General features: G+C 61.3%; 27 protein-coding genes. 17 read left to right on the top strand and 10 right to left on the bottom strand.

The genetic code is table 11. The features are described 5' to 3' along the window. Together ACVHNU_RS03190 and ACVHNU_RS03195 are read right to left on the bottom strand one after the other, a co-directional pair. Entirely contained in the window at positions 1-1,167 is a 1,167-nt protein-coding gene (locus ACVHNU_RS03190; RefSeq protein WP_473018989.1) for an MFS transporter, read from the bottom strand. Between the two features lie 5 nt (positions 1,168-1,172). Next, on the bottom strand, positions 1,173-1,493 hold the full coding sequence (locus tag ACVHNU_RS03195; protein ID WP_003222436.1) for an ArsR/SmtB family transcription factor: 321 nt from the start codon (positions 1,491-1,493) through the stop codon (positions 1,173-1,175). A 169-nt stretch (positions 1,494-1,662) separates the two neighbouring features. Between ACVHNU_RS03195 and ACVHNU_RS03200 the strand changes: the two genes are divergently transcribed. Beyond that, on the top strand, positions 1,663-2,241 hold the full coding sequence (locus tag ACVHNU_RS03200) for an acyl carrier protein phosphodiesterase (protein ID WP_473018990.1): 579 nt from the start codon (positions 1,663-1,665) through the stop codon (positions 2,239-2,241). Between the two features lie 110 nt (positions 2,242-2,351). Here the strand turns inward: ACVHNU_RS03200 and ACVHNU_RS03205 are convergent, their stop codons facing one another. Together ACVHNU_RS03205 and olsB are read right to left on the bottom strand one after the other, a co-directional pair. Continuing rightward, positions 2,352-3,146, bottom strand: a complete 795-nt coding sequence (locus tag ACVHNU_RS03205; RefSeq protein WP_473018991.1) for a lysophospholipid acyltransferase family protein — start codon at positions 3,144-3,146, stop codon at positions 2,352-2,354. Further along, positions 3,146-3,901, bottom strand: a complete 756-nt coding sequence (gene olsB / locus ACVHNU_RS03210; protein ID WP_003222441.1) for an L-ornithine N(alpha)-acyltransferase — start codon at positions 3,899-3,901, stop codon at positions 3,146-3,148. Before olsB ends, ACVHNU_RS03205 begins: the two co-directional genes overlap by 1 nt. Before the next feature lie 153 nt (positions 3,902-4,054). Here olsB and ACVHNU_RS03215 point away from each other — a divergent pair, with 153 nt between their 5' ends. The 5 genes from ACVHNU_RS03215 to ACVHNU_RS03235 all read left to right on the top strand — a co-directional run bounded on the left by ACVHNU_RS03215 (position 4,055) and on the right by ACVHNU_RS03235 (position 8,452). Continuing rightward, positions 4,055-4,933 (top strand): acyl-CoA dehydrogenase middle domain-containing protein, encoded by an 879-nt coding sequence (locus ACVHNU_RS03215; protein ID WP_473018992.1) that lies wholly within the window; start codon positions 4,055-4,057, stop codon positions 4,931-4,933. 169 nt (positions 4,934-5,102) lie between these two features. Continuing rightward, complete coding sequence (locus ACVHNU_RS03220; protein ID WP_473018993.1) at positions 5,103-6,182, top strand: serine hydrolase domain-containing protein; 1,080 nt, start codon at positions 5,103-5,105, stop codon at positions 6,180-6,182. Continuing rightward, the gene (locus tag ACVHNU_RS03225) at positions 6,179-6,484 is read left to right on the top strand and encodes an amidase (protein WP_262141269.1); all 306 of its coding nucleotides are present in this window, start codon (positions 6,179-6,181) and stop codon (positions 6,482-6,484) included. Before ACVHNU_RS03220 ends, ACVHNU_RS03225 begins: the two co-directional genes overlap by 4 nt. Positions 6,485-6,702: 218 nt before the next feature. Further along, entirely contained in the window at positions 6,703-7,293 is a 591-nt protein-coding gene (locus ACVHNU_RS03230) for a YceI family protein (RefSeq protein ID WP_103485669.1), read from the top strand. Position 7,294: 1 nt separating this feature from the next. Next, positions 7,295-8,452 carry a phospholipase D-like domain-containing protein gene (locus tag ACVHNU_RS03235; protein ID WP_003222452.1) on the top strand — a complete coding sequence of 386 codons (1,158 nt, stop codon included), beginning with the start codon at positions 7,295-7,297 and terminating at the stop codon, positions 8,450-8,452. Between the two features lie 141 nt (positions 8,453-8,593). Here the strand turns inward: ACVHNU_RS03235 and bglX are convergent, their stop codons facing one another. Beyond that, positions 8,594-10,885: a beta-glucosidase BglX gene (bglX, locus tag ACVHNU_RS03240; protein ID WP_473018994.1), complete on the bottom strand. Its 2,292-nt coding sequence runs from the start codon at positions 10,883-10,885 to the stop codon at positions 8,594-8,596. A gap of 258 nt (positions 10,886-11,143) precedes the next feature. Between bglX and ACVHNU_RS03245 the strand changes: the two genes are divergently transcribed. The 4 genes from ACVHNU_RS03245 (at position 11,144) to ACVHNU_RS03260 (ending at position 14,676) form a co-directional block, all read left to right on the top strand. Next, positions 11,144-11,752 carry a LemA family protein gene (locus ACVHNU_RS03245; protein WP_003222455.1) on the top strand — a complete coding sequence of 203 codons (609 nt, stop codon included), beginning with the start codon at positions 11,144-11,146 and terminating at the stop codon, positions 11,750-11,752. 13 nt (positions 11,753-11,765) lie between these two features. Continuing rightward, positions 11,766-12,518 carry a TPM domain-containing protein gene (locus ACVHNU_RS03250; RefSeq protein WP_473018995.1) on the top strand — a complete coding sequence of 251 codons (753 nt, stop codon included), beginning with the start codon at positions 11,766-11,768 and terminating at the stop codon, positions 12,516-12,518. A gap of 33 nt (positions 12,519-12,551) precedes the next feature. Then, positions 12,552-13,169: a TPM domain-containing protein gene (locus tag ACVHNU_RS03255; protein WP_003222459.1), complete on the top strand. Its 618-nt coding sequence runs from the start codon at positions 12,552-12,554 to the stop codon at positions 13,167-13,169. Positions 13,170-13,449: 280 nt separating this feature from the next. Then, positions 13,450-14,676, top strand: coding sequence for a class I SAM-dependent methyltransferase (locus ACVHNU_RS03260; protein WP_473018996.1), 1,227 nt, complete (start codon positions 13,450-13,452; stop codon positions 14,674-14,676). Between the two features lie 65 nt (positions 14,677-14,741). On the opposite strand, the gene ACVHNU_RS03265 is transcribed toward ACVHNU_RS03260, so the two are convergent. Further along, a complete protein-coding gene (locus ACVHNU_RS03265; RefSeq protein ID WP_086792057.1) occupies positions 14,742-15,647 on the bottom strand; it encodes a DMT family transporter in 906 nt (301 codons plus the stop codon). Positions 15,648-15,976: 329 nt separating this feature from the next. Here ACVHNU_RS03265 and ACVHNU_RS03270 point away from each other — a divergent pair, with 329 nt between their 5' ends. The 5 genes from ACVHNU_RS03270 (at position 15,977) to ACVHNU_RS03290 (ending at position 18,717) form a co-directional block, all read left to right on the top strand. Continuing rightward, entirely contained in the window at positions 15,977-16,558 is a 582-nt protein-coding gene (locus ACVHNU_RS03270) for a DJ-1/PfpI family protein (protein WP_103485675.1), read from the top strand. Positions 16,559-16,571: 13 nt separating this feature from the next. Then, positions 16,572-16,877, top strand: coding sequence for a ribbon-helix-helix domain-containing protein (locus ACVHNU_RS03275; RefSeq protein WP_003222468.1), 306 nt, complete (start codon positions 16,572-16,574; stop codon positions 16,875-16,877). Between the two features lie 177 nt (positions 16,878-17,054). Further along, the gene (locus ACVHNU_RS03280) at positions 17,055-17,399 is read left to right on the top strand and encodes a YegP family protein (protein ID WP_003222469.1); all 345 of its coding nucleotides are present in this window, start codon (positions 17,055-17,057) and stop codon (positions 17,397-17,399) included. A gap of 152 nt (positions 17,400-17,551) precedes the next feature. Beyond that, the gene (locus tag ACVHNU_RS03285) at positions 17,552-18,196 is read left to right on the top strand and encodes a hypothetical protein (protein ID WP_098967624.1); all 645 of its coding nucleotides are present in this window, start codon (positions 17,552-17,554) and stop codon (positions 18,194-18,196) included. Further along, positions 18,196-18,717, top strand: a complete 522-nt coding sequence (locus ACVHNU_RS03290; RefSeq protein WP_400496125.1) for a hypothetical protein — start codon at positions 18,196-18,198, stop codon at positions 18,715-18,717. The genes ACVHNU_RS03285 and ACVHNU_RS03290 overlap by 1 nt, the downstream gene beginning before the upstream one ends. A gap of 52 nt (positions 18,718-18,769) precedes the next feature. Here ACVHNU_RS03290 and ACVHNU_RS03295 read toward each other — a convergent pair whose 3' ends face one another. Further along, entirely contained in the window at positions 18,770-19,651 is an 882-nt protein-coding gene (locus ACVHNU_RS03295) for a dihydrodipicolinate synthase family protein (RefSeq protein WP_473018997.1), read from the bottom strand. Between the two features lie 25 nt (positions 19,652-19,676). After that, positions 19,677-20,459 (bottom strand): aldolase, encoded by a 783-nt coding sequence (locus ACVHNU_RS03300; RefSeq protein WP_103521763.1) that lies wholly within the window; start codon positions 20,457-20,459, stop codon positions 19,677-19,679. A gap of 106 nt (positions 20,460-20,565) precedes the next feature. Between ACVHNU_RS03300 and ACVHNU_RS03305 the strand changes: the two genes are divergently transcribed. Then, positions 20,566-21,108: a helix-turn-helix domain-containing protein gene (locus ACVHNU_RS03305; RefSeq protein WP_473018998.1), complete on the top strand. Its 543-nt coding sequence runs from the start codon at positions 20,566-20,568 to the stop codon at positions 21,106-21,108. A gap of 99 nt (positions 21,109-21,207) precedes the next feature. Here ACVHNU_RS03305 and ACVHNU_RS03310 read toward each other — a convergent pair whose 3' ends face one another. Then, entirely contained in the window at positions 21,208-22,227 is a 1,020-nt protein-coding gene (locus tag ACVHNU_RS03310) for a DUF4917 family protein (RefSeq protein WP_473018999.1), read from the bottom strand. A 153-nt stretch (positions 22,228-22,380) separates the two neighbouring features. On the opposite strand from ACVHNU_RS03310, the gene yiaY reads away from it, so the two are divergent. Beyond that, positions 22,381-23,529: an L-threonine dehydrogenase gene (gene yiaY, locus ACVHNU_RS03315; RefSeq protein ID WP_473019000.1), complete on the top strand. Its 1,149-nt coding sequence runs from the start codon at positions 22,381-22,383 to the stop codon at positions 23,527-23,529. Here yiaY and ACVHNU_RS03320 read toward each other — a convergent pair. After that, the gene (locus ACVHNU_RS03320; RefSeq protein WP_262141259.1) at positions 23,526-24,692 is read right to left on the bottom strand and encodes an MFS transporter; all 1,167 of its coding nucleotides are present in this window, start codon (positions 24,690-24,692) and stop codon (positions 23,526-23,528) included. The genes yiaY and ACVHNU_RS03320 overlap by 4 nt on opposite strands. Between the last annotated feature and the right edge of the window lie 12 nt (positions 24,693-24,704).

A 24,704-nucleotide genomic window follows, 5' to 3' on the forward strand; every position in this document is an offset into this window, starting at 1 on the left:
TCAGTGGGTAGCAGGGGCCAGGCCGGCATCGCCGTTCTGACGGAAAGTGATCAGGGTCACCAGCAGCGCGAGCACGGCCAGCGCGGCGGCGGCCAGGGGCACGCTGGTCAGGCCGAAACCGTGGGCGATGACGCTGCCGCCGACCCAGGCGCCCAGGGCGTTGCCGATGTTGAAAGCGCCGATGTTCAGGGTCGACACCAGGTTCGGTGCGGCCTTGCCGAAGGTCACCACGTTGACTTGCAGCGCCGGGACGGCGGCAAAGGAGGCGGTGGCCCAGAGGAACAGAGTGATTTCCGTCGGGATCAGCGCCACGCTGGTCCAGCTCAGCACGGTGGAGACCACCGCCATCGCCACGAACACACCAATCAGGGTCGCGCCGAGGCGCTTGTCCGCCAGTTTGCCGCCGATGATGTTGCCCACCGTCAGACCGAGGCCGATCAGCAGCAGGGTCCAGGTCACGCCTTTGGGCGAGACGCCGGTGACATCGCCGAGCAGCGGCGCGACGTAGGTGAAGAGGGTGAACATCGACGCGGCGAACAGCGCGGTCATGCTCAACGACAGCCAGATACCGGCGCCTTTCAGGGCGGCGAGTTCGGCGCGCATGTCGAGTTTTTCTTCGTCACGCTTGGCCGGCAGAAAGCGGATCAGACCGATCAGTGCCACAACACCAATCACGGTCACCGCCCAGAAGGTCGAACGCCAGCCGGCTTCCTGACCCAGTGCCGTGCCCAGCGGTACACCGAGGACGTTGGCCAGGGTCAGGCCGGTGAACATCAGCGCCACGGCGGATGCGCGTTTGTTCGGCACTACCAGTCCGGCAGCTACGACAGAACCGATACCGAAGAACGCACCGTGGCACAGCGCGGTGACGACACGGGCGAACATCAGCACGTTGTAGTCACTGGCGATGGCGCACAGCAGGTTACCGACGATGAAAATGCCCATCAGCGCTACCAGTGCGGCCTTGCGCGGCAGTCTGGCGGTGGCCAGTGCCATGAACGGCGCGCCGATGGCCACGCCCAGGGCGTAACCGGTCACCAGCCAGCCGGCGCCCGGGATCGACACACCGAGGTCAGCCGCCACATCGGGCAGCAGGCCCATGATGACGAACTCGGTGGTACCGATGGCGAAGGCGCTCAAGGCCAGGATGAGTAGCGAGAGGGGCATTTGAATCAATTCCTTGTGGGAGCGCTGAGCTCTTTGACGATGGCGTCGAGGAACGCCTGGATCACGTCCTCGTTGCGTTTGAAGAAGTGCCACTGGCCGGCTTTCTGGCTGCTGATCAGACCTGCGCGTTGCAGGGTCGCCAGGTGGGCGGAAACGGTCGACTGCGACAGGCCGCAGCGTTGATCGATCTGCCCGGCGCAGATGCCGTACTCGTGGTTGTGAATCTGCTCAGGAAACTGGGCTTTGGGGTCTTTCAGCCAGATGAGAATGTCTCGCCGTACTGGGTGTGCCAGGGCTTTTATTATTTCGTCGAGGTCGAGGTTCATGGCTTTATGCTCGTGATGTGTAGCGCTATATCGCGATGAGGCGAACTTTAAATCGGTATTTCGCGATATACCAATATGAATTTGATCTGACGACCGCATAAATCGGTATATCGGGTTATAACGATATATGTGCTGTAACGATGAAAGCGCGCAGTGCTAAGCTGCGCCCATGAACTATCTCGCACATTTACACCTCGGAGGCCAGCGCCCCGAGCAATTACTTGGCAGCCTGTATGGCGATTTCGTCAAAGGGCGGCTGCAGGGGCAGTTTGCTCCGCAGATCGAAGCGGCGATTCAGCTGCACCGGCGAATCGATGTGTTCACCGATCGCCACCCTTTGGTGGACATCGCCCTCGGGCGTTTCTCCGAGACCCGGCGGCGTTACGCCGGGATTGTCCTTGATGTGTTTTTCGACCATTGCCTGGCGCGGGACTGGACGCAGTACGCCGACCAGCCACTGGAGCAGTTCACCGCCGACGTTTATCGGATGCTGTCGAGCGAGCCGCAATTGCCCGAACGCCTGGCGAAAATCGCCCCGCACATGGTCGCCAATGACTGGTTGGGTTCGTATCAGCAATTCGAAGTGCTGGACCAGGTGCTGCGCGGGATCTCGCGGCGTCTGACTCGGCCTGAGGAGCTGGCGGGGGCTATGCAGGAATTGCGGCGGTTGTACGAGCCGCTGAGTGAGGATTTCCGTTTGTTCTATCCGCAGCTTCAAGAATTTGCACAAGCGTCGGCAGCACAGTAACCCCCTGTGGGAGCGGGCTTGCTCGCGAATGCGGTAGGTCATTCAACATGTGCATTGGCTGAACCACCGCTTTCGCGAGCAAGCCCGCTCCCACAGGGGGGATCTGTGTTTCAGGCTGCGATCAATTCGCCGGCGCGACGCGGTTCGGCCGCTTTGGCGATATCACCAAACAACGCCTTCTGCACCGCCTGCTGCGCTTCGAACGCCAGCGCCGCACGTTCGCGGCCCTGACAGGCGATCGGCTTGAGCAGATGCACTTCGACATCGCCGCAATCATGGCTGAACAGACGCATCAGGTGCGACAGCAAATCATCGTCGCCAATGAACGGTGCCAGCGTGTCGATTTCGCCATCGCGCAGATAACGGATCGCCACCGGTTGCAGCATCACCTCGGAATCGATTGCCGCTGACAGCAGGCGACCATGGAAGGTGCGCAGCGAACGGCCATCGGTGGTGGTGCCTTCCGGGAACATCAGCAGCGGATGTTGCGTTTGCAGGTGACGGGTCATCTGTTTGCGGATCAACTGGCTGTCGCCCGAGCCGCGACGGATGAACAGACTGCCGGCCTTCGCCGCCAGCCAACCGGCCACCGGCCAGGTGCGCACTTCGGCCTTGGACAGAAACGACAGCGGCGTGAGCATGCCCAGCAGCGGAATGTCAGTCCATGACACATGATTGCTGACCCACAGCATCGGCTGTTTCGGCAACTCGCCGTGCACGGTTACGCGAAAGGGCAGGGCATTGCTCAGACGCGCCATGAAAAACCGCGACCAGCGCTGCCGACGTTGCATCGAGTGCGCCAGGCCCAGACGTTCGAACATCCCGAAGACGCTGGCCATGGTCAAGCCCAGCGCCACCACCAGCAGCACCCGCGCGATCCGCGCGTACACGCGCAACCGGCTCATCACACGGCCGCCTTGAAGTGTTTGGCGTAGCGCGGGCAGAGTTCGTCGCGCTTGAGCAGGATGAACACGTCGGCGACCTGAAAGTCTTCGTCCCAGCACGGCTCGCCGCAGATCTTCGCACCCAGGCGCATGTAGGCCTTGAGCAGCGGCGGCATTTCGGCGATCACGTTCGACGGGATATCCAGCGACGGCAGCGGATTCTTCGGTTCGGCGCGCAAGTGTTCGGTGCACAGATAACGTTCGCGCAGACGCTGCATGATCGCGTGGGCCTGCACACCGCCGTCCTGCATCGGAATGCTCGCGCAACCCATCAGGTAGCTGTAGCCGCCCTGATTCAACACTTCGGCCAGTTCACCCCAGAGCACGGCGATGGTGCCGCCGTTGCGGTAGGCCGGGTCGACGCAGGTGCGGCCGATTTCGAGGATCGGCCCTTGCAGATGGGCGAGGCCATGCAGGCTGAATTCTTCTTCGCTGTAAAAACGGCCCAGACTGCTGGCAGCGGTGTGATCGAGCAGACGGGTAGTCGCCACCAGACGCCCGGTGTTCAGGTCACGCACGCCGATGTGGCTGCAGTGAACATCATAGTCATCCATGTCCAGACCCAGCTCCGCGCCTTTCAGCTTGGCGTTGAACTCGCCGCTGAACACGTTGAAGCGCAGGGCCTGGGCTTGCTGCAAGGCCTCGGCGCCGATCAGGCGTTCGGCTTGCAGGCGGCGTTCATTGCCGGTGTCGCTGATGCGGGCGATCTGAGTCATTGGAATCTCCGTACGGGCCTTGAACCCGTCGTGGGTTGCAGCCGATCGACTTTCTTTATGCAGCCATGTTGTGCAAAGTCAGGCTATGTAGCCCCGGTGTCATCGCCATGAACGTTTGGTGATACTTGTATGACAGCCCACAAGGAGCCTCTTATGCCCTGGCCAACCCTGCTCGAAAGTCGTGAACGCCTGCCCGCCGTCGCTGATCTGGCGGAAGGTTTCGCCACGTTGTTGCATCAACTGGGCAGCGTCACGCCGTTCGAACTGGCGGTGGCCGGAGGGCGGCGGATGGCGACGCCGGGGCTGGCGTTTCTGGTGGGGTATCAGGCGGCATTGCGCATGCTCTGGCCGAGCGCACCGCCGAGTCTTGGCGCGTTGTGTGCGACCGAACAGCGCAGCTTGCGCCCGGCGGACATGCAGACGCGCCTGACGGATTTGCGCCTCAACGGACAAAAGGATTTCGTCACCGCCGGGGATGCGGCGGATTGGCTATTGATCGCCGCGCGCAGTGACGAACCCGGCGAAACGCCGCGCCTGAGTCTGGCGGTGGTCTATCCCGGCGAACCCGGCGTGCGCGTGGAAAAACTCCCGGCGCTGCCGCTGATGCCGGACATCAGCCACGGTCGTCTGTATCTGGACGGCGCCTTGTGCGAGTTGCTCGCGGGGGACGGCTGGGATGCTTATGTGAAGCCGTTCCGCACTCTGGAAGATGTTTACGTGTTGAGCGCGATGACCGCGTGGCTGTATGGCGTCGGTCAGGACAGCGGCTGGTCGCAGCCGCTGCTGTTGCGCTTGCTGGCGCTGCTGGGCGGGTGTGCGGAAGCGAGTCGCCAGCCGCCGAACAACCCGGCCGGGCATGTGCTGTTGGGTGGGTTGTTTGCGCAGTTCGATGCGTTCAAACCCGAGATCGATCGGGCGTTGGCCGAGGGTAATCCGGAGTGGGCGTTGATGTGGCAGCGTGATCAGTCGGTGATGCAGTTGGCGGCGGGAGCCAGGGCCAAGCGCTTGGCCAAAGCTTTGGCGGTGGGCTGACGGGCCCCTTCGCGAGCAAGCCCGCTCCCACAGGTTGACCGAGTTCCTTCAGCAGGAATGCGATCAAATTGTGGGAGCGGGCTTGCTCGCGAAGGCGGCCGCAAAATCACCACACCCCTGTCATAAACCCCGACTACCCTCAGCAGGTTCTCCCCCAAGAGCCCTCACCATGTGCAAAGGCCTGTCCCTGTTTCTGCTGCTGATCAGCTTCACGGTTCAGGCCGGGCAATGGCCCGATGAACAATGGCCGACTGGCGCAAAAATCAGCGGCGCCGCGGTCGAGGCATTGGAAACTTACGCCTTCCCGCCTCGCGACGACACCACCCGCCAAGGCATCCGCACCGACGCCTTGCTGATCATCCGCGACGGTCAGTTGATCTACGAACGCTACGCCGGCCCGACCCGTGCCGAGACCCCGCACCTGACCTGGTCGATCAGCAAAAGCCTGATGGCCACGGTGCTTGGCGTGGCGTATGGCGAAGGCCTGTTCAAGTTGGATGATCCGGTCTCGACGTTTTATCCGGCGCTGGAAAAACACCCGGCGATCACCGTGGCGGATCTGCTGCATTGGGCTTCCGGGCTGGACTGGCAGGAAGACTACGAATATGCGCCGCTGAAATCCTCGGTGGTAGCGATGCTCTACACCCGTGGGCACCGCGACATGCCCGCGTTCACTGCCAATCACGACGCTTATGCGCCGCCGGGGCAGACGTTCCGTTACTCCAGTGGTGACAGCAATCTGCTGGCGGCGGCGCTGAAAAACATGGTTGGCCCGCAGCGGTATCCCGACTATCCGTGGACGGCGCTGTTCGAGCCGCTGGGCATCCGCCATGCCGTGTGGGAAACCGATGCCGGCGGCACGTTTGTCGCCTCTTCTTACGCGTATCTCACGGCGCGGGATCTGGCGCGGGTTGGCCTGTTGATGCAGCGCGATGGACGTTGGGGTGACCGGCAATTGCTGCCCCAGGATTGGGTCGCCTTCAACCGCACTCCCTTCGCCGGCTACAAGGCGCATCAGGACGAAGCGGTGCCCGGCGGCCAATGGTGGCTCAATCGCCCGGTGGATGCTGCCGCCGCGCCGTGGCCCGACGCGCCGCCCGACACCTTCGCCGCCCTTGGACATTGGGGGCAGGCACTGTATGTGATCCCCAGCGAGAAACTGGTGATCGTGCGTTACGCCGATGATCGCGACGGCAGCTATCGCCATAACGAACTGCTCAAGCGCGTGCTCAAGGCGGTGCAGCCATGAAGCTGTTGAAACGGACGCTGCTGCTGGTGCTGATCGTGCTCCTCTGCTGGATCTGGCTCGAGCGGGACAACCTGTGGGCCTTCCCCGATATCATTAGCGCGTACACCGCCAAGGAATATTGTTCGTGTCGTTATGTGATGAACAACGACGCCGAATATTGCCGCGGCTATGTAAAACAGTGGCTGCCGACCAGCCGCTTTACCGATGACAGCGCGAGCAAAACCATCACCGTCAGCGGCATGGGCCGCAGCAATAGTGCGCAGTGGTTGAGTGAACGGCAGGGCTGCCGCCTCAATCCTTGAAATCCTTGATCCTTCAGTCAATGAACAACCCTGTGGGAGCGGGCTTGCTCGCGAATACGGTGTGCCATTCAGCATTTGTGTTGACTGATTCACCGCCTTCGCGAGCAAGCCAGCTTCCACAGGAGGTTTCACCAATCGATGGATTTGCGGCGATCAGTTTGCAATAACGGCGTGGGCGGTTAAGGTTCGTGCAGGTTTATCGCCCCCACGAGTATTCAATGTTCAACCGCTCCCTCTATAAAGCCTTCGCCAGTCTGCTGCTGGCCGCCGCCGCGCTGCCGGCGCAGGCCAATTGGTATCTGGATGGCGAGTCGTCGCGGCTATCGTTTGTCAGCACGAAAAACGCCCACATTTCCGAAGTGCAGCGCTTTCTGGTGTTGCACGGCAAGGTCGATCCCAGCGGTCGGGCCGAGGTTGAAGTCGAACTGGAGTCGATCAACAGCGGCATCCCGCTGCGCGACGAGCGCATGCGCAAGGAACTGTTCCAGATCGAGCAATTCCCCGAAGCGACCATCAGCACCCGGATCGACCTGCGCCCGATCAACGATCTGGCCCCCGGCGCGCAACTGGAATTGCGCTTGCCGCTGACCGTCAACCTGCACGGCAAGCAACATGAATACCCGGCAGAGTTGTTGGCCACCCGTCTCGATGACCGGCGTTTTCAAGTGGTGACCCTGGAGCCGCTGGTGATCAACGCCGAGGATTTCGACCTGGTGCCGGGCCTGGAAACCCTGCGTAACCTTGCCGGCCTGTCGGCCATCAGTCTGTCGGTGCCGGTGGGTGCGGTGCTGATTTTCACGGCGCGCTGACATGCGCGGCGCGGTGTTCCCATGGCGGGACGGCAACCGCTTCGAACTGTTGATCGACGGCCCGCAATTCTTCCCGCGCATGCTGGTGGAGATTGCCCGCGCCGAGGAACAGGTCGAGCTGGAGTTGTATCTGGTGGAGGCGGGTGCCTGTGCCGAAGCCGTAGTGCAGGCGCTGGTGCAGGCCGCCGAGCGCGGTGTGCGGGTGCGCTGCCTGTTCGATGACTACGGCAGCCTTGCGTTTACCCTGCACCTGCGTCAGCGCCTGATTCAGGCCGGGGTCGAGCTGCGTTTTTACAATCGCCTGAGCTGGCGGCGCTGGGTCGGCAACTTCTATCGCGATCACCGCAAACTGTTGCTGGTCGACCAGCGTCTGGCGTTCGTCGGCGGCACCGGTGCGACCGATGAATTCTGGACGCCGGAGCAGGACAGCAGCGAATGGCATGAAGTGATGGTGGAAATCAGCGGCCCGCTGGTGCTCGACTGGCAGATATTGTTCGACCGCCAATGGATCGCCAACCGCCATCGCCGGGCCTGGAAACCGTCGGCGCATGTCGGCCTGCCACGCCTGCCCAAGGTGCCGGACATGGGCGAGGGCATGGGCCGTGTGGCCTACGCCGATGCGCGCCAGCATCGTGACATTCTGCAGTCGCTGTTTCGTGCTCTGAACAGTGGGCAGAAACGCATCTGGATGGCCACCCCGTATTTCCTGCCGACCTGGAACATCCGCCGTTCGCTGCGCAAGGCTGCTGCTCGCGGTGTCGACGTCCGGTTACTGCTGACCGGGCCGCGCACCGATCACCCGTCGGTGCGTTACGCCGGCCATCGCTACTACCCGCGCCTGCTCAAGGCCGGGGTGCAGATCTTCGAATACCAGCCGTGCTTCCTGCATCTGAAAATGGTGTTGGTGGACGAGTGGGTGAGTATCGGATCGTGCAACTTCGATCACTGGAACCTGCGCTTCAATCTGGAGGCGAATCTGGAGGCGCTGGATCCGTCGTTGACGGCAGCGGTGGTGCAGAGTTTCGAGAAGGATTTCGGTCTCAGCCAGCAGGTCAGTCTGGAGGAGTGGCAGCGCCGGCCGTTGTGGCGGCGGGTGAAGCAGAGGATCTGGGGCTGGGTGGATCGGGTGGTGGTCAACATTCTCGATCGGCGTGGATAACGCCAATTTCGAAAATTACGGAAATCTAATGTGGGAGGGGGCTTGCTCCCGAAGGCGGAGCGTCATTCAGCATATAGGTAGCTGATACACCGCCTTCGGGAGCAAGCCCCCTCCCACAGGGTTTATGTGTTGCCTGAAAAATTACAGCAACTCAAAGCTCTGCTGCGTCACATCCTGCGAATCCAGGCCGATTTGCACGTTGAACTTGCCAGGCTCGGCTGCGTACTTGAGCTGGGCGTTGTAGAACTTCAAGTCATCCTCGGTGATGGTGAAGTGCACGACTTTCTGTTCGCCGGCCTTGAGCATGATTTTCTGGAAGTTCTTCAGTTCTTTCACCGGGCGGATCATTGAGCCGGTGACGTCCTGAATGTACAGCTGCACCACGGTTTCGCCGTCGCGCTGACCGGTGTTTTTCAAGGTGACACTGGCGTCGAGCTTGCCGGTCTTGTTCAGCGTGGTCGAGGACAGCGCCATGTCGCTCAGGGCGAATTGGGTGTAGCTCAAGCCATAACCGAACGGGAACAGCGGCCCGGTGGTGTCATCGAAATACTGCGAGGTGTAGTTGCCCGGTTTGCCCGGTGTGAACGGCCGGCCAATGCTCAGGTGGTTGTAGTAGGTCGGGATCTGGCCCACGGAGCGCGGGAAGGTCACCGGCAGTTTGCCCGACGGGTTGTAGTCGCCGAACAGCACATCAGCGATGGCGTTGCCGCCCTCGGTGCCGCTGAACCAGGTTTCCAGAATCGCATCAGCCGACTGGTTCTCTTCGAGAATGGTCAGCGGACGGCCGTTCATCAGCACCAGTACCAGCGGTTTGCCGGTAGCTTTCAGTGCGCGGATCAGCTCGCGCTGGTTTTCCGGGATGTTCAGGTCGGTGCGGCTGGAGGATTCGTGGGACATGCCACGGGACTCGCCAACGGCGGCGACGATCACGTCAGCGTCCTTGGCTGCCTTCACCGCTTCGTCGATCAACACGTTGGCCGAGCGTGGGTCATCGACCACTTCCGGGGCGTCGAAGTTGAGGAAGTTCAGGTAATCCAGCACCTTCTTGTCGCTGGTGATGTTCGCGCCACGGGCGTAGATCAGGTTGGCCTTGTCGCCAATCACCGAGCTCATGCCGTCGAACAGCGTGACCGATTGCGCCGGTTTACCCGCAGCAGCCCAGCTGCCCATTATGTCGATCGGCGCCTTGGCCAGCGGGCCGACCAGCGCGACTTTCGCGGTTTTCTTCAGCGGCAGCGTGTCGTTCTGGTTCTTCAGCAGCACCAGGCTGCGACGCGCGACGTCACGCGCGTCGGCGCGGTGCAGACGACTGTCGGCGTAGGTGTCCGCCGGATCATCCTCGGCCTTGCCGATACGCAGGTACGGGTCCTTGAACAGGCCCATGTCGTACTTGGCGGCGAGCACCTCGCGCACCGCGTTATCGATGTCTTTCTGTTCGATCTCGCCGGACTTGAGCAGCCCCGGCAGCTCTTTGCCGTACAGGGTGTCGTTCATGCTCATGTCGATGCCGGCCTTGATCGCCAGCTTCGCCGCTTCGCGACCATCGGCGGCCACGCCGTGCTTGATCAGCTCGAAGATCGCCCCGTGGTCGCTGACGGCCAGGCCCTTGAAGCCCCAGTCCTTGCGCAGCAGATCATTCATCAGCCAGGTATTGGCGGTGGCCGGGATGCCGTTGATCGAGTTCAACGCCACCATCACCCCGCCGGCACCGGCGTCGATCGCCGCGCGGTACGGTGGCAGATAGTCCTGGTACATCTTCACCGGGCTCATGTCGACGACGTTGTAGTCGCGACCGCCCTCGACCGCGCCATACAGGGCGAAGTGCTTGACGCTGGCCATGATGCTGTCGGCCGAACTCGGCGTGTCGCCCTGGTAGGCCTTGACCATCACTTTGGCGATGCGCGAGGTCAGGTAGGTGTCTTCACCGAAGCCTTCGGAGCTGCGGCCCCAGCGCGGATCGCGGGAGATGTCGACCATCGGCGCGAAGGTGATGTCGAGGCTGTCAGATGCAGCCTCTTTGGCGGCAACGCGCCCGGACCGACCGATGGCGTCCATGTCCCAGCTCGATGCCAGGGCCAGCGGAATCGGGAAAATCGTACGGTGACCGTGGATCACGTCGTACGCAAAAAACATCGGAATCTTCAGGCGACTGCGCATCGCCGCGTCCTGCATCGGACGGTTTTCCGGGCGGGTGATCGAGTTGAACGTTCCGCCGATATTGCCGGCGGCGATCTCTTTGCGGATCAGTTCGCGGGGCATTTCCGGGCCGATGCTGATCAGGCGCAACTGGCCGATCTTTTCATCGAGGGTCATTTGTTTCATCAGATTGCTGATGAACGCGTCCTTGTTTTCCAGGGGTACCGGGGTCGTGGCGGCCAATACTTGATGACTGGCCAGGCTGACGAACAGGCCCAGCAAACACAGCTTCTTCATGAATATTTTTCTCAAGGGCCCAAGCGGCAATGCAATGCCGGCCAGCCAAAAGTTAGGGAGCGACTATTGTTGTTCGGGTGCAGGCTCAAAATGACCGAGCCAAAAACGCCCACCGACCTTCGGCAGCGTTTGCGCAGGGCCTCTTTTTAGCCCATCGGCCCGTTGCAATCCAGTGGCGCCGCCGATTATGCCCCAACCGCCGATGCAGAAGGTTTCACGGTCGGTCTTTTCACGAATACGCCAGGGAGCATCAGTCTGATGAATGTAAGTCCAACCTACCGCTCGCGTTTGCAGGTCGCCACGCTGCTGCTGATGGCAACGCTGTTGACCGCGTGCGGCATCAACAACATTCCGACCCTCGACGAACAGGCGAAAGCGGCCTGGGGCCAGGTACAGAATCAGTACCAGCGTCGTGCCGACCTGATTCCCAATCTGGTGGAAACCGTCAGAGGCTATGCCAAGCATGAAGAAGCAACCCTGACGGCAGTGGTCGAGGCGCGGGCCAAGGCAACTTCGATCCAGGTCGATGCCAGCACCCTCGACAACCCGGAAAAGCTCAAGCAGTTCCAGCAGGCCCAGGATCAGTTGAGCGGTGCGCTCAGCCGATTGATGGTGGTCTCCGAGCGCTACCCGGATCTCAAGGCCAACCAGAACTTCCTTGCCCTGCAATCGCAGCTCGAAGGCACGGAAAACCGGATCGCCGTGGCGCGGCGCGATTTCATTCTGGCGGTGCAGAAGTACAACACCGAGATCCGCACATTTCCCGGTCGCCTCTGGCACAGCGTGATGTACAGCGATCTGCCGATTCGCGAAACCTTCGAAGCCACCACCCCCGGTGCGGAAAAGGCCCCGGAAGTGAAGTTCTGATTCGAGGTTGCCCATGCGTGTGTTGAAGATTGGCCTGGTGCTGATGCTCTGGCTGTTCGCCGTCAGCGCCCGGGCCGAGTTGACGTTCCCGGCGCTGAGCGGGCGGGTGGTGGACGAGGCGCAGATGATCGAGCCCTCGGTGCGCACCCAGTTGAGCCAGCAATTGCAGGCTCACGAGCAAGCGACCGGCGAGCAACTGGTGGTGGTCACGGTGCCTGATCTGCAGGGCACCACCATCGAGGATTACGGCGTGCAACTGGGCCGGCACTGGGGCATCGGCCAGAAAGACAAGAACAACGGCGCGCTGCTGATCGTCGCCCGTGATGAGCGCAAGCTGCGCATCGAAGTCGGTTACGGGCTGGAAGATCGGCTGACCGATGCGCAGACCTCGGTGATCATCCATCAAGTGATCACCCCGGCATTCAAGACCGGCAATTTCAGCAAGGGCATCAGTGACGGCGTGGCGGCGATGCTGGTGGTGCTGGGCGGCAACCCGCTGGACGAGCCCTCGACGGTGTACGAGTCGAGCGGCGATCCGCAAAGCGATTTTGTCTCGCGCCATCCGCTGTTGTTTGTTTTTCTGGTGGTGTTGTTCATCCTGACCGTGTTTGTCTGCCAGATGCTCGGTATCCTTCCCGCCGGCCGTGGCGGCTCTGGAGGCGGGGGCGGTTTCGGCGGTGGTGGATTTGGCGGCGGCGGTGGAGGCGGGGGCTTCAGCGGCGGCGGGGGCAGTTTCGGCGGCGGTGGTTCGTCCGGCGGCTGGTGAACACACAACAATAATGATCAGGCATTTTTCGACATGGCATTACTGAGCGAACACGAACAACGCAAAGTCGCCGAGGCGATCGCCCGGGTCGAGCGCGACACCGACGCCGAACTGGTGACCGTGCTGGCGGCCCGCGCCGATGACTACGCGTACATCCCGTTGCTGTGGGCCAGCCTGTTGGCGTTGCTGGTGCCGGGCATCGTCCATTACCTGACCGGCTGGCTGACCATGCACAGCCTGTTGCTGGTGCAGTGGGGGCTGTTCATTGTCCTGTGCCTGCTGTTTCGTCTGCCGCAAGTCACCACCCACCTGATCCCGCGCCGTGTGCGCCACTGGCGTGCGTCGAACCTGGCGCGGCGCCAGTTCCTCGAACAGAACCTGCACCACACCGTGGGTAGCACCGGCATGCTGATCTTTGTCTGCGAGGCCGAACGCTACGTGGAGATTCTGGTGGACGAGGGGATTTCCCGGCGGCTGGACAACAAAAGCTGGGACGCGATTGTCGCCGCGTTCACCGAGCAAGTGCGGCAGGGGCGCACGCTTGAGGGGTTCGTGACCTGCATCGAGGCCTGTGGGGAGTTGCTCAAGGTGCATGTGCCGGTGACGCAGGTGAGGAATGAATTGCCCAATCGGTTGGTGGTGCTGGCCTAGAAGCCCCTCACCCCAGCCCTCTCCCGGAGGGAGAGGGAGCCGACCGAGATGTCTTGCGCTCGACATCGGCCTGAGAAACCGAGTCGATTATGGATTCAAAGGCAATCTTTCAAGTCGGTGAACCTCTTCAATATCCCCCAATCAGTCCCCTCTCCCTCCGGGAGAGGGTTAGGGTGAGGGCGCTTTTAAAGCCGTTGGGTAAATAAGAACGTGTCCCCAACCCCCATCCCCCCTAAAATACCCGCCATTCCCGTTTCGCCCCGCCCGAGGCCGCTTGTTCATGTCCGTTACCGCCCCATCCGCGCCGTCTGCCAAACCCGCGCCAGACCATCACGCCCAGTTCATCGAGCTGCTGCAAACCAGCCTCGAACACAACGGCTTCATCAAACTGGTGCTGGCCAAGTACGTGGGTGAAGAGGCGGATCTGCAGCGGATCATCATCAAAGCAGTGACGGTCAAGGCGCAGCCAAACCTGTCGTTTGTCTATCGCTACAAGACCCGTGACATCACCAAGAATCTGCCGCTGAGCGAAGGCGTGGCGGTGATTGCCGAGCTGTTGCCGGCGGCGTTCAAGAATGCGCATTTGCTGACCGTGACCGACGAGGCCCAGCTCGAATACAGCAAAAAGGGCAAGTCTTCGCTGTTCAAGAGCAAACCTCAGCAATTGCGCGAGGCGCCGTCCGCCGAGCACAACCGCGAGAAAAACCGCTTTCTGGACCTGAGCCGGCCGTTCCTCAAGGACCTGGGCGTGACCAACGCGCAACACGAGCTGATCCCGGCGATGTCGCGCAAGTGGAAGCAGATCAACAAATTCATCGAAGTCTTCAGCCACGCCCTGACCTCGTCACCGCTGGCGCTGGACAAACCTGTGCGGGTTGCTGATTTCGGTTCGGGCAAGGGCTACCTGACGTTCGCGATTCACGATTACCTGCGCAACACGCTCAAGGCCGAAGGCGAAGTCACTGGCGTCGAGCTGCGTGAAGAGATGGTCAACCTGTGCAACGCCGCCGCGGCGAAACTGCAGCACCCGGGCCTGGTGTTCAAGTGCGGTGATGTGCGCAGCGTGGCGCCGAGCGAACTGGACGTGATGATCGCCCTGCATGCCTGCGACATCGCCACCGACTACGCGATCCACACCGGTATCCGTTCCGGCGCGTCGATCATCATGTGCTCGCCGTGCTGCCACAAGCAGATTCGCCTGCAGATCCAGAGCCCGGCGCTGCTCAAACCGATGCTGCAATACGGTCTGCACCTGGGACAACAGGCGGAAATGGTCACCGACAGCCTGCGTGCGCTGTTCCTCGAAGCCTGTGGATACGAGACCAAAGTGTTCGAGTTCATCTCGCTGGAACACACCAACAAGAACAAGATGATTCTCGCGGTGAAACGCGCCGAGCCGGTGGACCCGGCTCAGTTGCTGGTGAAGATTGCTGAGTTGAAGGCGTTCTACAACATCAGCGAGCACTGTCTGGAAACCCTGCTGCGCGCCGACGGTTACCTGGCCTGACCTTGACCTTGTGGGAGCGAGCCTGCTCGCGAAGGCGGACTGCCAGCCAAGGATGCTGCTGGCTGTTATGGCCCCTTCGCGAGCAGGCTCGCTCCCACATGGGGTTTGATGGCGGTCTTGCGCCCGAGCATCACCGTTGCGATGACCCCGCAGGCAAACACCCAGGTGATCGGCTCGACATGTTCACCAAAGAACAGCGCCGAAAACGCGATGGTGAAGAAGATCTGCAGCAACTGGATCTGACTGACCCGCGCGATCCCGCCCATCGCCAGCCCGGCGTACCAGGCGAAGAAACCGAGAAACTGCGAAAACAGCGCCACATAGCCAAACGCCCACCAGGTCTTGGCCGACACCGCGCCCTGATGCTGCAGCGCCAGGTACAGCACCGGCCCGATCAGCAGCGGCGTCGATAGCACCAGCGCCCAGCAGATCACCTGCCAGCCGCCCATTTCCTTGGCCAACCGGCCACCCTCGGCATACCCCAGACCGCCCACGGCAATCGCGCCGAGCATCAGCAAGTCACCGGCCTGAATGCTCCCGGCACCGGTGTAAAGCGCATAACCGAGCACCAGCGCACTGCCCAGTGCGGCGCAGGCCCAGAAGGCTTTTGACGGACGCTCATGGGACAGCCAGGCGGCATACAGCGCCACGCACAGCGGCTGCAAACCGTTGACCAGTGCGCCATGGGACGCCGGCAAGGTCTGCATGGCCCACGCCGACAGCACCGGAAAGCCCAGAATCACCCCGGCGATCACCAGGCTCAGGCCTTTGATCTGCTGCCAGCTCGGCCACTTCTCGCGCCGCCATAACAACAGCGCCGCCGCCGGAATCGCCGCAAACAGCGCCCGGCCGAGGCCGTTGAGCAGCGGATGCAGTTCCTGCACCACGATCCGGGTGAAGGGCAGGGTCAGGCTGAAAATCACAACCCCGAGCAGGCCGAGGGCCATGCCGGTGTTTTCGCGCGAGGACATGTGAGTGACCAGAATTGAAGGTGACAGGGAGGTGGCTTCATCTAGCCATAAACCGGGCGGATCGGGCTGTTACAGCTAGGCACAGAGTTATCCATACAGTTGGAATAAGTCCTGTGGCGAGGGAGCTTGCTCCCGCTCGCCTGCGCAGCAGGCGCCAAACCTGAATGCATTCTTTACTCACGGAAAGCGAGGGGACGCTTCGCGCCCCAGCGGGAGCAAGCTCCCTCGCCACAAAGGCGGGGAGGCGTAGTAGCCGGTTGTTACCCGCCCGAACGGATAAGGTCTACCTTGAATACTCCTGCAAGCCCTTTCCCAGAGGAGTCCTCCCCATGGCCGCGAAAAAAATCCTGATGCTGGTCGGCGATTACGTCGAAGACTACGAAGTGATGGTGCCGTTCCAGGCCCTGCAAATGGTCGGTCACACCGTCCACGCAGTGTGCCCGGACAAGCCATCCGGTAGCACCGTGCGCACCGCGATCCATGACTTCGAAGGCGACCAGACCTACAGCGAAAAACCGGGTCACCTGTTCGCCCTCAACTTCGACTTTGCCAAGGTCGCCGAGGCCGATTACGACGCGCTGCTGATTCCCGGCGGTCGTGCGCCGGAATACCTGCGCCTGAATGAAAAGGTGCTGGCGCTGGTAAGAGCATTCGACAAGGCGGGCAAGCCGATTGCCGCTGTGTGCCACGGCGCACAGTTGCTCGCGGCGGCGGGCGTTCTGGAAGGTCGCGAATGCAGCGCCTATCCGGCCTGTGCGCCGGAAGTACGCCTGGCCGGTGGCACGTTCATCGATATCCCGGTGACCGACGGCCACGTTCAAGGCAATCTGGCGACTGCTCCGGCGTGGCCGGCGCATCCGAACTGGCTGTCCGGATTCCTCGGCCTGCTTGGCACCCAAATCACCCTGTAACGAGGATGCGCCGATGTGCGAGCTCTACGTCAAGGCCGACCCGATTCTCTACGAATCCCGCTCGCGCTCGCTGCGCATCTGCGGCGTGGTGACGACATTGCGCCTGGAAAACCAGTTCTGGGACATCCTCAGCGAAATCGCCGAAGTCGATGGCATGACCACTAACCAGTTGATCGCCAAGCTGTATGAAGAGGTGATGGACTATCGCGGGGAGGTGGTGAATTTTGCCTCGTTCCTGCGGGTGAGCTGCACGCGGTATCTGAGTCAGCGGCGGGTGACGGAGCCGCAGTTGTCGGTGGTGCGAGCAGTTGTGAAATAGCCCACTGCGGGTCGTCCCCTTCGCGAGCAAGCCCGCTCCCACATTGGAGACTGTGCTCTGTGGAGATCCACTGTGGGAGCGGGCTTGCTCGCGAAGAGGCCGTCACAGGCGACAGAAATCCTGGGCTGGTCTTTACTCACTGGCGCGAAACCTCTCAACCGCCAAGGAGATTCGAGCATGTCCGGATGGTACGAAGTGAGCAAAAGCAGCAACGGCCAGTTCAGGTTTGTACTGAAGGCCGCCAACGCTGAAACCATTCTCACCAGCGAGCTCTACACCACTCGCGCGGCAGTCGACAACGGCATTGCTTCGGTGCAGACCAACAGCCCGCTGGATGAACGCTACGAGAAGAAATCGACGAAGGATGGCCACCCATACTTCAACCTCAAGGCCGCCAACCATCAGATCATCGGCAGCAGCGAGTCGTACTCCACGGACGCCGCGTGCGCCAAAGGTATCGCCAGCGTCAAGGCCAACGGGCCGAGCAAAGTGATCAAGGACAAGACGTTGCCGGTGCTTTGAAATAACTCGACGACTCAGTCGCCAAAACAATGGCGACTGAATTCTGGCTATGTGCCACTACATCGCTTATCCTTCGCGACCAATCCATGGAAGGGGCGGCGTTCAATACTCTTTCGTGTGTTTTTCATGTTTACGCGAGAGTTTTTCCTTTGATAATTCGCTTTTTCGCTGTTCTGACGGCGCTGCTCGGCCTGAGTGGTTGCTACAGCATGTCACCCACCCACATTGACGATGAACTCAAGCCAACCGCCGATTCCGGCGTGGCTTATGTGGTAGGTGTGGTCGGCATCTGGCCCAAGACGAGGTTTTCAGCGAAGGAACAAATGCTGATGATCCGTAAGCGTGGAAGCGATGATTTCGCCACTGCACGCCTGCACAACGAGTTTTACGCCAGAACCGAGCGAGATGTACGCGAGACCGATCACGGCATCGGCACGTTGTTTGTGATGCCGCTCAAACCCGGTCGTTACGAGATCTACAACGTGCGTTTCGATCATGGGCAGTCGGTGACGTGGAGCCGTGAAGACTTCACCATCGGCATGCAACTCGAGGCGGGCAAGGCTTATTACATCGGCGATTTTCGCGCCGGGTGCCTGATCGGTCTCCAGCTGTCATGCCTGTTCCTGCACAGCGATCATCTTGAACGTGATGCGGCGCTGGTTCGTGCCAAATACCCGCAAGTACCGGGATTGCAGCGTCTGGACATGCCGAATCTGGACACTGCCACGCCGTTCATTCGCGAAGAAAACGGTCCCAGCGCCTCTGTCTATAAAGCCATGCTGTCAGGAAAACTCTAATGCGCCTCAAGCTTCTGTTTCTGGGATTGCTCATGTTGCTGGGTGGCTGTCAGGCGACCCACAGCCTCAAGGCCCCCGACGTCGACTACAGCCAGCAACTGCCGGCGATCAGCGTCAACGTGCTCGGTCTGCCGAGCTGGATGTTGCGAGACGAACTGCGTCGGCGCGGCACTTTCGACGAAGTTCGCGCCGGTCGAAGCGAGGATGGCTACAACGTTCTGGTAGTCGCCAACAGCGATGTCGGCGCGCTTCAGCCTCAGTTGTTCCTGAGTGCCTTCACGCTGTTCCTGGTGCCGGTACCGGTGAGCTTCGACAGCACAGTGGTGTTCAGTCTCAGCCATGGCAAGGAGATACTGGGTGTCTATGCCGTGCATAATCACACTGAATCCTGGCGGGGCGCCTTCAACGCCTCGGGCGGGCAGTTCGAACATGTGCGCTTGATCACTGACACGTTCATTGCGCAGGTCCTGAAGGATCAGCCCTTCCACCGCGAAGCGATGAAGCACGCCGCCAGTCTTTGACCGACAGGCAGGAAAAATCCCGCCCGGAGTGTTCCGGGCGGGATTTTTTTCATCAGCGCAAAACGTCGAGCAGCGCTGTGAGGTGATGTCTGCCGGTGTCACTCAACGGGAACACTGGCAACCGGGGATCGCCGACCTCCAGCCCCGTCTCGCGCAATCCAGCCTTGATCGTCGCCGGCAAGCCGCCCTTGAGGATGAAGTCCAGCAGCGGCAACTGGCGGTAGAACACTTCACGTGCCCGCTCCAGATCGCCGGCCAGCGATGCCGCGTACAGATCCAGATTCAGTTGCGGGATCAGGTTCGGCGCGGCGGTGCACCAACCCTTGGCGCCGGCGGCAAACGCTTCCAGCGCCAGCGGATTGCAGCCGTTGTAGAACGGCACCTGGCCTTCACCGAGCAATTGCAGTTTGTGCATGCGCTGAATGTCGCCGGTGCTCTCCTTGACCATGGTCACGTTTTCCACGCCATTGACGATGCGCAGAATCAGCTCGACCGACATGTCGGTGCCGCTGGTGGCCGGGTTGTTGTAGAGCATGATGGGCACGCCGATGCTGTCGCCGATGGCGCGGTAATGAGCGAGGATTTCCGCCTCGCTGAGCTTCCAGTACGAGGCCGGCAGTACCATCACCACGTCGGCGCCATGCGCTTCGGCGAAGCGCGCGCGGCGCACGGCTTTGGCGGTGGTCAGGTCGGACACGCTGACGATGGTCGGCACCCGTTTGGCCACGTGTTTGATGCTGAACTCGGCGACCTGATCCCACTCGGCGTCGCTCAGGTAAGCGCCTTCGCCGGTGCTGCCCAGCGGGGCGATGGCGTGGACGCCGCTGTCGATCAGACGATCGATCGATTGGCCGAGGGCGGGCAGATCCAGGCCTTCGCCCTTGGCGCTGAACGGGGTGATGGTGTAGCCGATGATGCCGTGAATGTTGGACATGCGGTGTCTCCTTGAAAAGCTGAAATCAGTTCAGGCAATCGGCGTGCTGGCGCAGGTTCTGCCGGGCGTAGTAGTTGAAAGCGGCGGCGTGGCGCTTGGGTTTCGACACCCAGTCATGGGCCTCGCGCCCCAGCGCCGGAATGATCGGCTTGATCGTGCCAGCGGCCATTGCCAGCAACTGAAGTCTGGCGGCGCGCTCGATCAGTTGGGCAATGACACACGCTTCTTCGATCGTATTGCCGGTCGACAGCTGGCCGTGGTGCGACAGCAGAATCGCACGCTTGTCGCCCAGTGCACCGGCAATCAGTTCGCCCTCTTCGTTACCCACCGGCACGCCCGGCCAGCCTTCGAGAAACGCACAGTCCTCGTATAACGGGCACAGGTCCATGTGGGAAATCTGCAGCGGCACTTCCAGCATCGACAGTGCGGCAATGTGCGTCGGATGGGTGTGGATGATGCAGTTCACGTCCGGCCGGGCGCGGTAGACCCAGCTGTGGAAACGGTTGGCCGGGTTGGCCATGCCGTGGCCTTCGAGCACTTCCAGGTCTTCGTTGACCAGCAGCAGATTGCTCGCGGTGATTTCATCGAAACCCAGGCCCAGTTGCTGAGTGTAATAGGTCCCCGGTTGCGGGCCACGGGCGGTGATCTGTCCGGCCAGACCGGAGTCATGACCGCTCTCGAACAGGATCCGACAGGTCAGCGCCAGCTTTTGCCGGTCAGTCCACGTATTATCCGCCAGGGTGTTTTGCATCTGGGTCAGCGCTTGCTTGACCAGTTGCGCTTTGGGTAGTGCTAATGTCTTGGCCATGTCTGTGTCCTTTGGGTGATTGCAAATGACACGAAAGAGCCTATATGACACAAAGTGTCATAAGCAAGCATGAATCGTCGTTTCCTTGATGGAATAACTGCTGCGCATGTCTATCCGTTTGAAATTATTGAGAAAAAAACTTGGGATAACGCTTGAGGCGCTGGCCGAAAAATCCGGTATGACCAAGAGTTATCTGTCGAAAGTCGAACGCGGGTTGAACACCCCGTCGATTGCGGCCGCGCTGAAACTGGCGAAGGCGCTGAACGTGAAGGTCGAGGAATTGTTCTCCGAAGACAACGTCAGTCTCGACAGCTACAGCCTGGTGCGCAGCCACGAGCGCCAGTCACTGGCGGCCAACGATCAGAGCCCGGGGTATGCGGTGCTGGCGCATCAGGTCAGCGAGCGCAACCTGCTGCCGTTCATCATCTACCCGCCGAGCGAGTTCACCGACAAGACCTTCAAGGAGCACTTGGGCGAGGAGTTTCTGTTCGTCCACGAAGGGCAGGTGGAAGTGGATTTCATGAACGAGCGAGTGCTGCTGGAGCGCGGCGATGCGCTGCATTTCAATGCGCAGAAACCGCATCGGATCAGATCGGTGGGCGAGGTGCAGGCGCAGTTGCTGGTGGTGGTGCACAGCTCGGAAGAATGAACCGCCAGAAAAAGCTTCGCGAGCAAGCCCGCTCCCACATTTGGAATGCATTCCAAGGTGGGAGCGGGCTTGCTCGCGAAGGCGTCAGTACTGCTTACATCAAATCTCGACGGGAACCGAAAGCTTCGGACTCCCCAACGCATGCGTCTTCGCATCAAAAAACCGCAACTCAACCCCGGTCCCTTCGAACACCTTCGCGTAATGCCGCTTCTGGTGCTGAATGAACGCCGCACTGCGCGGATAGATCGAGATGGCCACGCTCGCCGGTTTCGCCAGGCGCAGCGCCCTGACGATGTGAGCATCCTGCTCGCCCAGCGCATGCCCGAAGATGCACAGGTTCTGCGCGTGGCCCAATAACTGCTCATAGCAGAACGACAGATAATCCGAGCTGCGAATGGTCTTCAGCTTGTCCGCACTCGGCCCTTCGTTGACGAACAGTGGTACGTCGTCGAGGGTCTTGATCGTGTTGTTGATCGCGAAACTGCCGAGCAGGGTGCCTTCGGTCGAAGTCAGTTTGCGGGCGGTGCCGTCCTGATTGCGCACCAGGTGCAGACCACCGTGCAGATACAGCAGACGCGGTTTTACGCTGGCGCTTTCGCTCAGATCAAAACTGGCGTCGGGGCCGTTGAACAGGTCGTCGATCGCCTCGCTGCGGTGCTGGATCGCCCAGTAGCTGAGCAGGTCGTAATTGGTGGTGAACACCGTGCGATAACGCGCCAGTTCTTCGTTGAGCGTCGCCAGGGTCGAGGCCTGCACCAGTCGCCATGGAATGTGCACCGCATGCACGGTGTTGATCAGCGCTTCCTTGATCGCGTAGTAGCGATTGCGCGGTGCGGCCGAGCTGACCGCCAGCGCCTTGTTGACCCGGCTGGTGGTTTTCAGCGCACCGAGCACCTGCTCGAAGCTGCGCGTCTGCATCGCATCGAACACGCTCAGCTCCGACGGACTCAGTGGTTTCTCTTCCACGGTGCGCGCGTTTTCGAACAGCGAGTCGTAGCCGAAATCGTCCCACACCGCGCGGCTGGCGCCATTGCCCACCAGCAGACCGTTGAAGTCGGCGGTGGCGCGCAGGGCGCTCCAGTCTTCGAGGGTGGCATCGACTTGCAGAAAATCGGTCATTGCGTGGGCAGTCTCAAAACAAAGGGCAGATGGGCGGCGACTTTATCACGAGCGGGCATTGAGCCAGATCAACATCGGTGGTGACCGATCGGTCGATCCTGTGCACATCCGCCGGATCGGAGCAGTCGATTCGGCCCCAGTCAGGAGACGCGCATGAGCAGCACCTTTTTCATTCCAGCCGTAAACATCATGGGCAACGGATGCCTCGACGAGGCCATGCTTGCGATCCGCAACTACGGTTTTCGCAAGGCGCTGATCGTCACCGACGCGGGGCTGGCCAAGGCCGGTGTGGCGGCTATGATCGCCGAGAAACTGGCGATGCAGGACATCGACTCGGTGATCTTCGACGGTGCCAAACCGAACCCGAGTATCGCCAACGTCGAGGCCGGACTGGCGCTGCTCAAGGACAGTCGCTGCGATTTCGTGGTGTCGCTCGGCGGCGGTTCGCCCCATGACTGCGCCAAGGGCATCGCCCTGTGTGCGACCAACGGTGGGCAGATCCGCGACTACGAAGGTGTCGATCAATCGAGCAAGCCGCAGTTGCCGCTGATCGCCATCAACACCACCGCCGGCACTGCCAGCGAGATGACCCGTTTCTGCATCATCACCGACGAATCGCGCCACGTGAAAATGGCCATCGTCGACCGCAACGTCACGCCGCTGCTGTCGGTCAACGACCCGGCGCTGATGGTCGCCATGCCGAAAAGCCTGACCGCCGCCACCGGCATGGACGCGCTGACCCACGCCATCGAGGCCTATGTCTCGACGGCCGCCAACCCGATCACCGACGCCTGCGCGCTGAAGGCCATGACCCTGATCAGCAACAACCTGCGCCTGGCCGTGCGCGACGGCAGCGACCTCGCGGCGCGGGAGAACATGGCCTACGCGCAGTTCCTCGCCGGCATGGCGTTCAACAACGCATCCCTAGGTTACGTGCACGCGATGGCCCACCAGTTGGGTGGTTTCTACGACTTGCCCCATGGCGTGTGCAACGCCGTGTTGCTGCCGCACGTGCAGACCTTCAACGCGTTGATCTGTGCCGAACGCCTGACTGACGTCGCCCACGCCATGGGCGCGGATATTCGTGGGTTCAGCCCGGAAGAGGGCGCCCAGGCGGCGATCAACGCGATCCGTTGTTTGGCCAGGGAAGTCGAGATTCCGGGTGGCCTGCGTGAACTCGGCGCCAAGCTCAGCGACATCCCGGTGCTCGCCAGCAACGCGCTGAAAGATGCATGCGGCCTGACCAATCCACGGGCGGCGGATCAGCGGCAGATCGAGGAGATTTTCCGCAACGCGTTTTAAGGGCTGACACGCGTCGGCGTGAATCTCACACAGAGCATCGCGCCGAACGCAAGCACACTGCACAACAGTGCTAGCGGCCACGCCGAAGGGCTGGCAATAAGACTGGCAATCGCGCCGATCAACGCCGCTATCAGTTGGTGAATAAATCCGCTCAATGCCATCGCGTAAGCTCCCGCAATCGGTGCGCCATCGTTGGCACGGGACAGGCTGATCGGATAGTTCAGCGACTGACCGAATACCGCCACGCAGTAGGGCAGCCACAGCAGCAGCGCGATGGAGTTGGCCATCAGACTGCCCAGTAGCATCACGCCGCAGCCCGCCATCACCAGCGCCACGCCCAGCGTCATCAAACGGTGTTGACCCGCGCGCAGAACGCAGCGATTGACCACTAGCGCTCCGAGAAAGTACGCCGCACTGACCGGCCAGCCGAGCAGACCGTAATCCATCGTGGACCAATTGAACGGCCCTTGCAGGATCAGCGGTGCAGCCGTGTTGAAGGCGATGATGACGCCGTAGCCAAGACCGCCGGCCAGTGCCGGCAACAGGAACGCGCGATGGATCAGGATGCGCCGGTAAACCCTCCATGCCGAAGCGTTTGTTTGCACCTCCTCCAAGGTCGCGAAGTTGACCCGGGATACGATCAGAGCCATCAGCAAGCCTGTGATGCCGAGCAAGTAGAAGATGGCCTGCCAGCCCAGCGCGACCTGAATGATCGACCCCAGGTACTGGCCGATACCCAGTGCCACCACGAACGAAATCGAAATCCACGACAATGCCTTGGCCAGCAGGTCGCCGCGAAAACTGTCGCGAATCAGCACCCTTGCCATCACCGAAATCCCGCTGGCGCCAACGCCCTGAATCAGGCGCAGTAAAAGGAACGACTCCAGCGTCGAACCCAGCGGCAAGCCCAGGTTCGTCACGCCATACAGGCCCAGCGCTGCGAGCAACACCGGTTTGCGTCCGATACGCTGGGCCAGTGAACCCCAAAGCAGCATTGGCAGCGCCATGCCGACCAGATAAATCGATAAGCCCCACGCCACTTGTGCTGGCTCCGCGTGCAGATGGCCGGCAATCTCCGGCAGCGCTGGCAGGTAAATACTCATGCCCAGCTGCGCGAGGAACACGGTACAGCAGGTGATAAGAAGGGTTGCGCTGGCGTTCATCTGTCGTCCTTG

This window comes from Pseudomonas sp. Ors-4-3C (assembly GCF_055755035.1).